The organism is Actinoplanes sp. NPDC051513 (assembly GCF_044454685.1).
GTDB lineage: Bacteria > Actinomycetota > Actinomycetes > Mycobacteriales > Micromonosporaceae > Actinoplanes.
This window is the reverse complement of record NZ_JBITDW010000005.1, coordinates 369286-382789: the sequence shown is the minus strand read 5'-3', so window position 1 is coordinate 382789 and position 13504 is coordinate 369286. Positions and strand designations below refer to the sequence as shown.

The 13504-nt window shown below is 71.5% G+C and carries 11 protein-coding genes; 6 read left to right on the top strand and 5 right to left on the bottom strand.

Annotated features, from left to right (window positions below; translation table 11 throughout):
* Window positions 1-320: 320 nt before the first annotated feature.
* The 3 genes from ACIA5D_RS19645 to ACIA5D_RS19635 all read right to left on the bottom strand — a co-directional run bounded on the left by ACIA5D_RS19645 (window position 321) and on the right by ACIA5D_RS19635 (window position 5188).
* Window positions 321-1868 (bottom strand): long-chain fatty acid--CoA ligase, encoded by a 1548-nt coding sequence (locus ACIA5D_RS19645; protein ID WP_396031427.1) that lies wholly within the window; start codon window positions 1866-1868, stop codon window positions 321-323.
* A 90-nt stretch (window positions 1869-1958) separates the two neighbouring features.
* A complete protein-coding gene (locus ACIA5D_RS19640; protein ID WP_396031425.1) occupies window positions 1959-4370 on the bottom strand; it encodes an FtsX-like permease family protein in 2412 nt (803 codons plus the stop codon).
* Complete coding sequence (locus tag ACIA5D_RS19635; protein ID WP_396031423.1) at window positions 4364-5188, bottom strand: ABC transporter ATP-binding protein; 825 nt, start codon at window positions 5186-5188, stop codon at window positions 4364-4366. Before ACIA5D_RS19635 ends, ACIA5D_RS19640 begins: the two co-directional genes overlap by 7 nt.
* Before the next feature lie 109 nt (window positions 5189-5297).
* Between ACIA5D_RS19635 and ACIA5D_RS19630 the strand changes: the two genes are divergently transcribed.
* On the top strand, window positions 5298-6536 hold the full coding sequence (locus tag ACIA5D_RS19630; protein ID WP_396031422.1) for a sensor histidine kinase: 1239 nt from the start codon (window positions 5298-5300) through the stop codon (window positions 6534-6536).
* Entirely contained in the window at window positions 6533-7252 is a 720-nt protein-coding gene (locus ACIA5D_RS19625; protein ID WP_396031420.1) for a response regulator, read from the top strand. The genes ACIA5D_RS19630 and ACIA5D_RS19625 overlap by 4 nt, the downstream gene beginning before the upstream one ends.
* Window positions 7253-7648: 396 nt before the next feature.
* On the opposite strand, the gene ACIA5D_RS19620 is transcribed toward ACIA5D_RS19625, so the two are convergent.
* Entirely contained in the window at window positions 7649-8857 is a 1209-nt protein-coding gene (locus tag ACIA5D_RS19620) for a glycosyltransferase family 4 protein (protein WP_396031419.1), read from the bottom strand.
* 225 nt (window positions 8858-9082) lie between these two features.
* Here ACIA5D_RS19620 and ACIA5D_RS19615 point away from each other — a divergent pair, with 225 nt between their 5' ends.
* Genes ACIA5D_RS19615 through ACIA5D_RS19600 form a run of 4 tightly spaced genes read left to right on the top strand, consistent with a single transcriptional unit; the run spans window position 9083 to window position 12327 of the window.
* Window positions 9083-10111 (top strand): GNAT family N-acetyltransferase, encoded by a 1029-nt coding sequence (locus tag ACIA5D_RS19615; protein ID WP_396031417.1) that lies wholly within the window; start codon window positions 9083-9085, stop codon window positions 10109-10111.
* Window positions 10108-10731: a sugar transferase gene (locus ACIA5D_RS19610; protein ID WP_396031416.1), complete on the top strand. Its 624-nt coding sequence runs from the start codon at window positions 10108-10110 to the stop codon at window positions 10729-10731. The genes ACIA5D_RS19615 and ACIA5D_RS19610 overlap by 4 nt, the downstream gene beginning before the upstream one ends.
* Window positions 10721-11728: a hypothetical protein gene (locus ACIA5D_RS19605; RefSeq protein WP_396031414.1), complete on the top strand. Its 1008-nt coding sequence runs from the start codon at window positions 10721-10723 to the stop codon at window positions 11726-11728. The genes ACIA5D_RS19610 and ACIA5D_RS19605 overlap by 11 nt, the downstream gene beginning before the upstream one ends.
* The gene (locus ACIA5D_RS19600; RefSeq protein ID WP_396031412.1) at window positions 11722-12327 is read left to right on the top strand and encodes a GNAT family N-acetyltransferase; all 606 of its coding nucleotides are present in this window, start codon (window positions 11722-11724) and stop codon (window positions 12325-12327) included. Before ACIA5D_RS19605 ends, ACIA5D_RS19600 begins: the two co-directional genes overlap by 7 nt.
* On the opposite strand, the gene ACIA5D_RS19595 is transcribed toward ACIA5D_RS19600, so the two are convergent.
* Window positions 12299-13441: a DegT/DnrJ/EryC1/StrS family aminotransferase gene (locus tag ACIA5D_RS19595; protein WP_396031411.1), complete on the bottom strand. Its 1143-nt coding sequence runs from the start codon at window positions 13439-13441 to the stop codon at window positions 12299-12301. The two genes, ACIA5D_RS19600 and ACIA5D_RS19595, sit on opposite strands and share 29 nt — an antisense overlap.
* Window positions 13442-13504: the final 63 nt, after the last annotated feature.

Below are 13504 nucleotides of genomic sequence, written 5' to 3'. Positions count from 1 at the left end.
AGGCTGTGCTCAAGCTTCCTCCGTCGGGCCGTGTCACCGCGCGTCCTACTGTGCGGTATCCACGCAAGTGATCATTCAACCCGGCCCGGCACGCGTCGGCGCCACCGGCCCGCCCTGAATTGCTTGCCCCGACGCCGCCACCCCGAGGTGAAAGGGTGAGTCTACGGACGAGCGGCGCCCGGTGGGTCCCCCACCGGGCGCAGGCCGATCACCGGTTCGGCCGCTCGCGGTCGCACGCCCGCCCGGCCCGCTCACGCCGCGCGGCCCGCGCGGCCCGCTCGAGCCGTGCGGCCCGCTCGAGCCGCGGGCGGGCGGTGGCGTCAGCTCAGGGCGCGCTTGAGAAGCTTGCCCGTGGCGGTCATCGGCAGCGATTCGACGATCACGACGACGCGCGGGTACTTGTACGCGGCCATCTGCTCCTTGCCCCAGGCGATCAGCTCGTCTTCCGTGACCGTCGCGCCGTCCTTGAGGATGACGAACGCCTTGATCTCCTCGCCGTGACTGGGGTGCGGGACGCCGATGACCGCGGCCAGCGAGACCGCCTCGTGCGTGATCAGCACCTCCTCGATCTCCCGCGGGTAGACGTTGAAGCCACCCCGGATGATCATGTCCTTCGCCCGGTCGACGATGTAGTAGAAGCCGTCCTTGTCGCGCCGCCCCAGGTCGCCGCTGCGGAACCAGCCGTCCCGCATCACCTCGGCGGTCGCCTCCGGACGGTTGTAGTAGCCGCGCATGATGTTGTGGCCGCGGATCGCGATCTCGCCGATCTCGTCGGCGCCCTCGATCGTGTTCCAGGACTCGTCGATCAGCTTCACCTCGACGCCCCAGATCGGGATGCCGATCGAGCCGGGCCGCGGATCGCTGTTGGGGTCGCTGAACGTCGCCACCGGTGACGTCTCGCTCAGCCCGTACCCCTCGAGGATCGTGACCCCGAAGCGCTCCTTGACCTCCTTGATGATCTCCACCGGCAGGCTGGAGCCGCCGGCGACGGCCACCCGCATGGTGCGGGCGATCCGCGCGACGTCCACCTCGTCGGTCAGCGCGTTGAGCAGCCCCCAGTACATCGTCGGGACGCCCGCGAAGAAGGTCACGTCCTCCTGCTCGAGCAGCTTCACCGCGGCGGCCGCGTCGAAGCGGGGCAGCAGCACGAGCGTCGCCGCCGTCGCGAAGCCCGCGTTCATATTCACGGTCGAGCCGAACGAGTGGAACAGCGGCAGCACCAGCAGGTGCGTGTCGGTGCCGGGCACGCTGCTGAACAGGCGATTGCAGGTCAGCGCGTTGAGGATCAGGTTGGCGTGGGAGAGCTCGGCGCCCTTGGCCTGACCGGTGGTCCCGCTCGTGTACAGGATGACGGCCGGGTCGGTTTCGGGCAGCAGCACCGCCTCGAACTTCGGCGGCTTGCCGGCCAGCGCGGCCCCCAGCGTCTCGGTTCCTTCGATCGGCGACGGGGCGGCCGGGTCCGCCGTGATCAGGAAGAAGTGCTCGCACCCCTCGGCCTGGCCGAACCCGGCGTAGCCCTCGGCGCCCATCGGCAGCTCCGCCGTCCCCTGGAAGCAGAAGTAGGCCTTCGCCTGGGAGTCGCCGAGGTGGTAGGCGATCTCCCGCCCCTTGAGCAGCACGTTCAGCGGGACGACGACCGCGCCCGCCTTCAGGATCCCGTAGTAGACCACCGGGAAGTACGGCAAGTTCGGGCACGAGAGCGCGACCTTGTCGCCGGGCCGGATGCCCCGCTCCACCAGCAGGTTGGCGACCTGGTTGGCCGCCGCGTCCACCTGGGCGTAGGTCAGGCGCTGGCCGCCCAGCACGACCGCGGCGCGCTCCGGGTAGTTGCGGGCGCTGTCCTCCAGCAGGACGGAGAGGTTGAGCATGCGGGCGGTCCCCTTCGTGTCGGCGGTGTGGCCTGGGTCTCATTCGAGCATGCCGCGCCGCGCTGAAGAACCCTCCGTTTCGGCCTTGTTTCATGATCCACCCCCGCTTGCGACGTCCCTGTGACGCAGCACCGGACCCGCTGTGGCCGCCAGCGCCACCACCGCACAAGCCGCGGTCACCGCGGTGGCGGCGCCCCACGGGACGACCAGCGGCACAGCCCGCGACAGCTCAGCCTCGACCGCGGCACGGACGCCTTCGAGGGAGATCCCGGCGACCGCCCCGCCCAGCGCCGTGCCCACCACGACCGCCAGCACCGCCTCGGCCGAGGTGACCCGCAGGACCTGCCCGGTGGTCGCGCCGGCCAGCCGCAGCGCCCGGAACTCGGGCCGCCGCGCCGCCGTGGCCATCAGCAGCGTGTTCGCCACGGCGAGCCCCGTGTAGCCCACGGTCAGGCTGATCAGAACGACCAGGAACAGGTCGACCAGGTCGCCCTCCTCGTCGATGGCGATCTGCACGTACTCCCGCACCGGCATCGCCCGCGCCCCCGCCGCGGCCACCGGCGGCTCGCTGAGCAGGACGGCGTCGGTGAGCGCCGCCGGATCGTGCCGCCGGACCGCCTCCCGGGTCAGCAGCACGCCGGGCTCCGCGTCGGCGACGGCCGCGACGGGCACCCGCTCGGCCGTCCCGTCCGGCCATTGCAGGGCGATCACGCTGCCCTCGGCCGCGCCCAGCGTCTTGGCCGTCGCCGGGTCCAGCACCAGCCCGCCGTCCTGCGCCGTTGCCCGCGCCGTTTCGCCGCCGACGAACGGCTCCTTCGGGTCGGCGAGCTTGCGGAACTCGGCTGCCGGAATCCCAGCCGCTTCGTAGCCGGCCATGGCGCCGCCGTGGGTGATCAGCACGCGGGTTGGTAGCCGGGACGTGCCGGACTGCACCCGCACGGCGGCGTCGCTGAGGCCCGGGACGCCGTCGGGCGCGAGCACGGTGGCCGCCGGAAGCTTGGCGGCCTCGTCGATGCCCGAGATGTTGTCGATCGTGGCGATCGTCCCGGTGAGCAGGACCGTGATGCCCACGGTTAGCAGCACCGGCGCCGACGTCGACGCCACGCGGCGTACCGCTACCCGCGTGCCCTCCCGCACCAGCATGCCGGTCGCGGCCCGCCGCCACGGCCAGGTGACGAGCCGTACCAGGGGCACGATCACCACCGGTGCTAGCAGCGCGGCCGACGTCAGCAGAAGCATCGCCGCGCCCATCCCCGCCGTTGACTGCACGTTGACATCCATCTGCGGAAGGGTGACCAGCAGCAACACGCCCCAGGCCGCGGCGCCGACCCCTACGATCCACCGCGCCGGGGTCATCGCCCGCCGCTCGACGGCCGCCTCGCGCAGCGCGTCCAGCGCCGATGCCCGGCTCGCCCGCCGCGCCGCGACCCACACGCCGGCCAGCGCGACGATCACCCCGAGGACGAAGGCCCCGGCCAGGGCGAGCGGCTGCGCGGTCACCGTGAACCCTGCGGGTTCCAGCCCCACGTCCACGAGGGGGCCGGCCAGGAGCGGCGCGATGAGCGCGCCGATCGGAAGCCCGGCGAGCGCGGCCAGGACCGCGACGACGAGCGTCTCCGCGTACATCATCCGGCGCACCTGGCCGGGAGTAGCGCCCACCGCCCGCAACAGTCCGATCTCGCGCCGCCGCTGGGCGGCGCTGAGGGCGCAGGTCGAAGCCACGACGAAGACCGCCACGAACGCCCCGAGCCCCACCAGCGCGATCAGCAGCTGCGCCCCGATCCACCGAGTGCGGGTGATGCTGACCGGCTCGAGCGAGTCGCGCCCGCTTCCGGTCACCACCTCACCGGCCGTGCCGACCACACCCCGCGCCGCCCCGGCGACCGCGTCGCCGTCGCCGTCGACGGTCAGACCGATCACGCGGACCCCGGGCGACATCCGCAACGCCACGTCGTCCGCGACGTAGAACCCGGGCCCGCCGACCGTGCCGGTCACCGTCCAGGTGGCTGGGCCGTCAGCGGTCAGCACCTCGATCCGGCTGCCCGGCGCCGACCCGGCAACCGCGACCTCGCCCGGCTTCTCCGGCGGCGCGCCCGCAGTCAGCCGATAGTCGCCGAGGGCGGCCGACGACCAGGCGTGTCCGTCGAGCCGGGCGGCTTCCGGATCGCCCGTCGCCCGCCCGCCGGCCATCCGCTGCACGTAGAAGACCGGATCCGCCGCGGCGACGGTGACGCCGGGCAGCGCTGCCAGTCGGCTGGCCAAAGCGGTCGCGTCGGCGGCGGTCCACGACCGGTACTCCGGCTCGCCGTAGTCATTCGTGCCCACCGAGGGCGAGCGCACGAGGACCGGCGAGGCCGAATATCGCTCTGGCGCCTCGGGTCGCGACGACAGGTAGACCGTCGTCGAGCCGGCCACCACCGCCACCCCGAGCGCGATCGCGACGAACGTGCCGGCGAAGCTCGCGAACCGGTGGCGCACCATCTGCCAGGCGATCGTCACCATGCCACCCCCGTCGACCTGGTCTGCCCGAGCCGGGCCTCAGAAGGCTTGTTCTCCTCGAGCCGGACCTGTGAAGGCTGGTCCTCCTCGAGCCGCGCCGTCCGCAGCGCGATCTCCTGCGCGCCGGCCGGCCCGTCGAGCGAGTCGACCAGGCGCCCGTCCGCCAGGAACAGCACCCGGTCGGCGTGCGCCGCCGCGAACGGATCGTGGGTGACCATCACGACGGTCTGGTCGTGCCGGTGGACCGACTCCCGCAGCAGCCGCAGCACCTCGCGGCCCGACTTGGCATCGAGCGCGCCGGTCGGCTCGTCGGCGAACAGCACCGCCGGCCGGGTCACCAGCGCCCGGGCGATCGCCACGCGCTGCTGCTGCCCGCCGGACATCTCACTGGGCCGGTGGCCGGCCCGATCGGCGAGCCCGACCTCGGCCAGCATCGCCGCGACCTCGCCCGGTGCCGGGCGGCGGCCGGCCAGCCGCAGCGGCAACGCCACATTCTGGGCGGCGGTCAGCGCCGCGACGAGATTGAACGCCTGGAAGACGAACCCGACCCGCTCGCGCCGCAGCCGGGTCAGCGCCCGCTCCGACAGCCCGGCGACCGCCGTGCCGTCGATGATCACGTCGCCGCCGGTGGACCGGTCGAGCCCCGCCGCGCAATGCAGCAGCGTCGACTTGCCGGACCCGGACGGCCCCATCACCGCCGTGAACGTGCCGGCCGGAAAGGTCACGCTCAGGTCGTGCAGGGCGGTGACCCCACGCTCGCCGGCGCCGTACTTCTTGGTGACGGTCCTGAGCTCGACCGCCGCTGTGTGCCCCGTTGTCATGCCCACCAGCCAACCGTCCGGGCGGCCTCGGCACAGTAGAGCCAGGTGGAGAATCGAGGGTATATCCAGCACTACCGACGCGAGGGCGGCCGGCCGGTAGCGTCGGGGCATGCCGGTTCGCAACGCGCTCGAAGCGCTCTCGATGCGGCCGACAGACTTTCTCCGGTCGGCCTGGCCCTGGCGGTCGCTGGCCTACCTGTTCGGTGGGGTGCTGATCGGCTGCGCGACGATCGTCGCGGTGCTTGTGCTGGTGGCGGCGGGCATCGTGCTGTCAGTCGTTGTCGTCGGCATCGCCGGATACATCGCCACCGTTCTCTCCGGGGTCGCGGTCGGGCGACTCGAGCGGTGGCGGATGCGGCTGGTTGACGAAAACACGCTGCCCGACCCGCACCGGCCGGCGCCGCGGGCGGGGCTGCGCGCGTGGGTTCTGCTCCGGCTGCGCGAGCAGGCGACGTGGCGCGAGCTCGGCTACACGACGCTTTCCGCGCTGATCCTGTGCTGGATGGACGCGCTGGTGCTGGTCGGGGCTGTCCTGCTGCCACTGAATTTGATCGCGGGGCCCTTTTACATCGACGACTCGCCGCTGTACATCACGATCCCGGTGGCGTTCAGCGGCATCACGATGGCGATCATCATGTTCTACCCGGTGACCGCCTGGGCGGGCGCCCGCGCCGCGATGGCCCGGGCGATTCTCGCGCCGCGCCTCGACGACGCCGGCATCAAGCTGGTGGAGGTGACCCAGTCGCGGGCCCGGCTGGTCGACGCGTTCGAGCTGGAGCGGCGGCGCATCGAGCGTGACCTGCACGACGGGGCGCAGCAGCGGCTGGTCGCGCTGAGCATGCAGCTGGGCATGGCCCGGCTCGAGCTGCCCGCCGGGTCGGCTGCGGCCGAGCAGGTCGCGCAGGCACACGAGCTGGCGAAACAGGCGCTGACCGAGTTGCGCGAGCTGATCCGGGGCGTCCATCCCAAGGTGCTGACCGACCGCGGGCTGCAGGCGGCGGTGGCCGAGGTGGCGGGGATGGCGCCGCTTCCGGTGGACGTCGACGTCCGGCTGCCCGTCCGGCTTTCCTCGATGGTCGAGGTGACGGCCTACTTCGTGGTGGTGGAGGCGCTGACAAACGTGGCCAAGCACAGTGGGGCGCGCCGGGCCTCGGTCACGGCTGAGGTTTCCGGCGGCCGCCTGATCCTGGAGGTCCGCGACGACGGGCGGGGCGGCGCAGAACCGTCGGGCGGTTCCGGCCTCGTCGGGCTGGCCGACCGGGTGGCGGCGATCGACGGCGCGGTGGCGATCTCCAGCCCACCGGGCGGCCCGACCGTCCTGCACGTCGAGATGCCGGTGCTGACATGAGGACGGCGGGGGAGAGCTTGGGTAGCGGGGGGCCGTTGGGCGCCGGGCTGCGGGTGGTGATCGCCGAGGACGGGCTCATCGTGCGCGAGGGCGTGGCGGTGATGCTGCGCCGGTTCGGGCACGAGGTCGTGGCGGCGGTCGGGGACGCGGACGAGTTGCGGGCCGCGGTTGCCGAGCACGGGCCGGACATCGTGGTCACCGATGTGCGGATGCCGCCGGACTTCAGCGACGAGGGGCTGCGGGCGGCGATCGAGTTGCGGGCCGCGGACCCGGAGCTTCCGGTGCTGGTGCTCAGCCAGTATGTCGCGCCGGCCTATGCGGCCGAGCTGCTCGACGCGGGGAAGGACGCGGGAAGGAACGACGCCGGGAAGGGGGCCGGGGTCGGGTATCTGCTCAAGGACCGGATCGGGGATGTCACCGACTTCGTGGATGCGCTTGTCGCGGTCGCCGAGGGGCAGACGGTCGTGGATCAGGAGGTGGTGCGGCAGTTGCTCGGGCGGCGGCGGGATCCGCTGAGCCTGCTCACGTCGCGGGAGCGGGAGGTGCTCGCCCTGATGGCCGAGGGGCGCTCCAATACGGCGATCGCCCGGCGCATGGTGGTCACCGAGGCGGCGGTCGCGAAGCACATCGGCAGCGTGCTGAGCAAGCTCGGCCTGCCACCGGACGCCGACGACCACCGGCGCGTCCGCGCCGTCCTGGCCTACCTCCGAGGATGACGCGGTCCTGGCCTACCTCCGAGGATGGCGCGGTCCGGGCCTACCTCCGAGGATGGCGCGGTCCGGGCCTACCTCCGAGGATGGCGCGGTCCGGGCCTACCTCCGAGGATGGCGCGGTCCGGGCCTGCCTCCGAGGATGACCGGCCACGGCGATCGGGAGCAGCCGCTGCCACACCTCGCCGGCCCGCGTCGCGACCGGCACGGTGGTGTGGAGGGCGGCCTCCATCGGCGCAAATGATGATCCCACCCGCTTCGTCCGCCCCGGCGGCCGGTCACCCGGTCGGCAACGCCCGCGATCGGCCGAGTCGACGGACGAGCCGCGCGCCGCGTTGTCCCACACCGGGCCATGTTTCGGCCCGCGGGAATGCCGCCGGCGCGGCCGGCCACTCGGGAAGGTCACCGGCCGGCGGGCGCCACCGCCTCGGTCAGCACTCGCTCGAAGTCCTGGAACAGCAGATCGCGATCGAAGCGATCGCGGGCGAGATCGAACGCCGCCGCCCGCGCGGCCTTCACCGCAGAGGGATCCCGCAGGAAGGCGGACACGGCGCCGGCCGCACCCTCGGGATCGTCCGGCGGCAGCACCAGGCCGGCGCCGCTCTCGGCGAGCAACTCGGCGATCCACCCGCCGTGGTTCACGGCGACCGGCCGCCCGGCGGCGAAGGCGTCGAACACCTTGTTCGGCGAGTTGTCGCCCAGTTCGCGAACGTTGACGAACATGGAGGTCGCCAGGTCGCAGGCGCTGAAGAAGGCCACCACCTCCGCCTTGGAGACCGCGCCCAGCATGAAGAAGTTCCGGTCCAGCACGCCCAGGCCGGTGGCGAGGTCTTGGATCTCGTTCCGCATCCGTCCGTCGCCGAGGATCGCTATCCGCACGTCCGGGTCGGTGGCGGCGAGCCGGGCCGCCATCCGGGCGAGGTAGTCCACGCCGTTGGCCCGGCCGAGAGACCCGGCGTACAGGACCAACGGGCGGTCCTGCAGCCAGGGCGTGGCCCGGCGCAATGACTCGCCGGCACGGTCGGCGCCGCCGAACAGTGCCCGGTCGGAGCTGTTGGGCACGACGGCGACCGGGACCCGCGGGAACCGGCGCCGGATGCTGGCGGCCATGCCCGGGGAGAGCGCGATGACGTGCGCCGACCGGCGGTAGGCCCACGCCTCGAGCCGGTGGGCGGCCCAGCGGCTGACCGGCGAGCGGAGCGCGCCGACCGCGATCGGCAGTTCCGGCCACACGTCCCGCACCTCCAGCACCATCGGCACCCGACGCCGCCACGCCGCGTAGGCGCCGGGGATCGCCACCGTCAAGGGTGTGCTGGAGGCGAAGACGAGATCGTTCCGCAGGCGTCCGGCCACGATCGCCGACCGGCAGACGAAGCTCAGGAACGACCAGAGCCGGCGCCGGTAGCTCATGGCGTTGTCGTACGGCACCGGAAGCCAGTGCACGACGATGCCGGACTCCGTGCTGGTCCGCGCCCGGACCCCGGCCGGGTCGCCGGTGACCATGTGCACCTGGTGGCCGCGCTCGACCAGACGCCGGGCGAACTCGAAGGAACGCGTCCCGCCGGCCATGTCCGGCGTGATGAAATACTGATGTAAATACGTTATATACACGAAATGACTATAATTCCGCCGATCCACGGCGACCTCGGTGAGACTGAAATCCGGAATTCAAGATATAGCATTACATTCCGTACTAGATTTGTTACGTATGGTTTGGGGTGGTACGTCGAGCAGCTGGGACGATACGTGCTGTGGATCAGACCGTCCGGCCGTACCGGACTCAGGCGCGATCGAGCGGGCGTCCGGCGCCGTGATCGCGTTGCCGGAGCACGTGCGGTGAAGCTCTCGGCCGCGTCCTGGATCCTCTACGACGCCAACTGCCCCGACGTCTATTTCACCGCCGGGTACGGGAGGGCGGACGCCTCAACGCAGCACGGCCGCTGGGAGGCGCTGCACTACGAGGACCGCCTGCTGCTGCCGTATGTCGTCACCGAGATCGACGACGGTTACCTCGACGCGGCGAGCCCATACGGGTACGCGGGTATCCACGTCGCGCCGGGCACTACCGAGCACGACCTGGCCCGGTTCTGGCGCCTCGTCCAGGAGCGCTGGCGGGACATGGGTCTCGTGGCGATGTTCTTCCGCTTCTCGCCGTTCGAGCCGCTCGTCGCCCTGGAGGGCGTGCGCACCACCCGTTCGGGCGACACTGTGACCGTTCCGATCGACGGCGACGCCGACGCGCTCTGGGACAATATGGAAGGCCGGTCCCGCACGGCCGTCCGGAAGGCCTGCAGGCTCGGCTACACGGCTACCGTCCGGCCCGCCCGCGCGACGGACCTGCACAGCGGATCGCCGTTCCGCACCCTGTACGAGCAGACGATGCGGCGGGTCGGTAGCAGGGCCGAGTACATCTTCGGCGACGTGTACTACGCCAAACTCCTCCACGGTCTCGGCCCGTCCCTGCTCATCGCCCAGGTCTTCAACGAGGCCGGCAGCGTGTGCGCTTCCGCGCTCGTCCTGCGCCACCGTGACCGTGTCCATTACCACCTCGCCGGTTCTGACTCGGAGGCGGCGAGGTGCGGCGTGAACAACCTTCTGCTGTGGACGGTCATGCATTGGGGGGTTCGCACCGGAGCGCGCCTGTTGCACCTCGGCGGTGGGCTCCAGGCCGACGACAACCTGTTCAAGTTCAAGCGTTCCTTCGGCGGCCGGCGCACGCAGTTCTGGACCGGCGCCGTGGTCGTCGACGAACGCGCCTACGACGAACTCGTCGAGCGCCGCGCCGTCAAGTGCGGGCGGCCGCCCAGCGAGCTGATCGGCGCCGGGTACTTCCCGGCCTACCGTACAAGGTGCGAGCTGACATGATCCTCAAGCGACTGACGGATCTCGTGCTCGGATCGCTCCTGCTGATCCCGGCCGGCCCGTTGATGCTCGCGATCGGACTGCTCATCCTGCTGTTCGACGGATCGCCGGTGTTCTTCGTGCAGATGCGCCCGGGGTTGCACGGCCAGCCGTTCGGCTGCCGGAAGTTCCGGACGATGCGCCCGCCGGCGCCGGGGCAAGACATGTGGACCAGCGATGCGGAGCGCATGACGAAGCTCGGAACGTTCCTGCGCCGTACCAGCCTGGACGAACTGCCGGAGCTCTTTCATGTGCTGTCCGGCAAGATGAGCCTCGTCGGGCCGCGACCGCTGCTGATGGAGTACCTCCCGCAGTACAACGAGGTCCACCGGAGGCGGCACGACGTGCGGCCGGGGATCACCGGGCTGGCGCAGATCAACGGGCGGCGCTCCCTGACCCTCAGCCAGCGCCTCGACCTCGACGTCGAGTACGTCCGGACCCGGAACCTGAGGATGGATCTGGGCATCCTCGTGCGTACGTTGTTCGCGCCGTTCCGGCCGGGCGACGTTGCGGGGCAGACCCTCGACGACATCGACGACCTCGGTTTTCACAGCGCCCGGAAGGCCGACGACGGTGACCGCTGACGACCGATGGGAGAGCGGCTCGGCGTTCCATCTGGTGCTGGGCAGCGAGCACAAGCGTCCGTTCGACGGCGGCCGGTTCTTCGGCTCGGGCCGTCAGGCGCTGATGGCGCTGCTCGTGCACGGCCGCAACACGTTCGGTTGGACCGCCGTGCACCTGCCGACCTACTACTGCTCAGACGTCGTGGACGACGTCGCCTCCGTGCTGGACGTCAAACGTTATGCCGCCTCGCCGGAGGGTGACCGGGAGGAGCCGGCGCCGAGCAACACCGAGGTCGTGGTCGCCGTCTCGTACTTCGGGCAGCCGCCCATCGTGCCGCGGTCCACGGGCCAGGTCCTCATCGTCGATGCGACCCACGACCCGCTTGCGCCATGGCTGTCCACAGTGGGCGCCGATTTCGTCTTCGCCTCACTCCGCAAGACACTCCCACTCCCGGACGGCGGCGTGCTCTGGTCGCCGGCCCGGCGAGCACTGCCCGCTCCGGCCCAGGCGACCGAGCGGCACCTGGCCGGCGTCGGGCAGGTTCTGGCCGCGATGAACCTCAAGGCCGCCTATCTGGAGCACGGGACCGGCGACAAGCAGACCTATCTGGACCTGTTCGCCGCGGGGGAGGAGCGCTTCCGGCACGGCGTCCCGGGCGGGATGTCCGCGTACTCGAGCGCCGCTTTGCAGACGTTCCCGATCGAGCACTGGCGCGCTCAGCGGATCGCGAACATCGCCACGTTGACCGCGTCACTGTCCGGCCTGGACATCCTGCCGTCCACATTCGGGGTCGTGCTCAGGTTCCAAAGCGCCGAGGTACGCGACCTCGTCCGATCCGGCCTCATCGCCCGCCGCATCTACCCGGCCGCTCTGTGGGACGTCGCCGAGCCGCAGCGCCACCGTGAGCTCGCCCAGCGGTTGCTGTTCCTGCACACCGACTTCCGCTCGGACCCAACCGACCTCCGGCTGGTGGCGCAGGCGGTCCGCGAGCTGTCCTCACCGGAGGTCTCATGTTGAAGGGCAACCTTGTCGGCATCCGTCCGATCGAGTCGGACGACCTCGACTTCCTGGCAGACCTGGACGCCCATCCGGAGGTGCGCGGCAATGTCGTCGGCTGGGACTGGCCGGTCAGCCATGACGTGCAGGCCGACTGGCACAAGGCGTCGCACGTCAACCCGCGCACCCGCCGGTTGACGGTCACTGAGCTGGTGTCCGGCGTGCCGATCGGCCTGACCGGGCTGTGGGAGATCGACTGGCACAACCGATCGGCGCTCACCGCCGTGAAGCTCATGCCAGGCCGCGCGCCCAAGGGCACCGGCAGCGACGCCATCATGCTCATGATGGCGTGGAGCTTCTACGAGGTCGGTCTGCGCCGTCTGCACGGCGCCATCCTCGAGTTCAACGCCGCAAGCCAGGGTGCGTACGTGCGCCGCTGCGGCTGGCGCGTCGAGGGCCGGGAGCGGGAGGCCGTGTTCCGCAACGGCGGCTGGCACGATGTGCTCCGCGTGGCCATCTTGCGTCGCGAGTTCGACGAGCTGGCCGACGCCGAGGCGTATGTGCGGCGAGTCTGCCCTGTTGATACGACGCTCATCCCCGGCGGTCCAGGAACTCGGTGACGTCGTCGAGGACCTGCCGGACCTGGCTGTCGCCGAGGGCGGAACCGCTGGGCACGGTGAGGCCGTCGCGGAACAGGCGCTCCGCGGCACCGCTCAGGGCAGTGCGGGCTCCCGCGAAGACCGGCTGGAGGTGCATCGGCTTGAAGAGGGGCCGGGTCTCCACGTTCCGCTGCGCCAGGTGCGCGGCCAGGTCGCGGGCCCGCCAGCCGGCCCGTTCCGGATCGACGACGATGCTGGTGAGCCAGCAGTTCGCCGCCGGGTCGTCGCCGCCCAGCAGGCGCACGCCCTCGACGTGGGCGAAGACCTTGGCGTACCCGTCGCGCAGGGCCCGGCGGCGTTCCATCATCTCGTCCAGGCGGCGCAGCTGGGCCCGCCCCAGCGCGGCCAGCAGATTGCTCAGCCGGTAGTTGTAGCCGATCTCGGCGTGCTCGTAGTGCTCGGCCGGCAGCCGCGCCTGGGTCGCCAGGTGCCGCGCCCGGCCTGCGAGGCCGGGGTCGGCGGTGAGCAGCATGCCGCCGCCGGACGTCGTCATGATCTTGTTGCCGTTGAACGACAACGCGGCCGCCCGGCCGAACGAGCCGGCCGGCCGGCTGCGGTGCAGGGAGCCGAGCGCCTCCGCGGCGTCCTCGACGAGCGGGACACCGTGATGGTCGCATATCGGGAGTATCTGCTCGTAGTCGGCGCAGAACCCGTACAGGTCGACGGTCAGCACCGCGCGCACGGGCACGCCCTCGGCGCTCAGCACGGCGAGTAGGCGGGACAGCAGGGAGGGGTCGAGGTTGCCGGTCGCCGGGTCGCAGTCGGCGAAGACCGGCGTCGCGCCGGTGTAGGCGACCGCGTTCGCCGTGGCCACGAACGTGAGGGTCGGCACGACGACGACATCGCCGGGGCCGGCGCCGATGCCCACCAGGGCCAGGTGCAGCGCGGAGGTGCCCGAGTTGAGGGCGACCGCGTGCGGCACCCCCACCCGGGCGGCGATCTCCCGCTCGAACAGGTCGACCTCAGGCCCCAGCGGGGCGACCCACCCGGACTGGAGGGCAGCCATGACGTACTCCTGCTCCAGATGTCCGACGTCGGGGGCGGACAGCAGGATGGTGTGACTATTGCCGATCATTCCCCACCACCCACACCCTGCGAGTCAGGTCACGCCGGCACGAGGGGGATGCGTTTGGCCTGA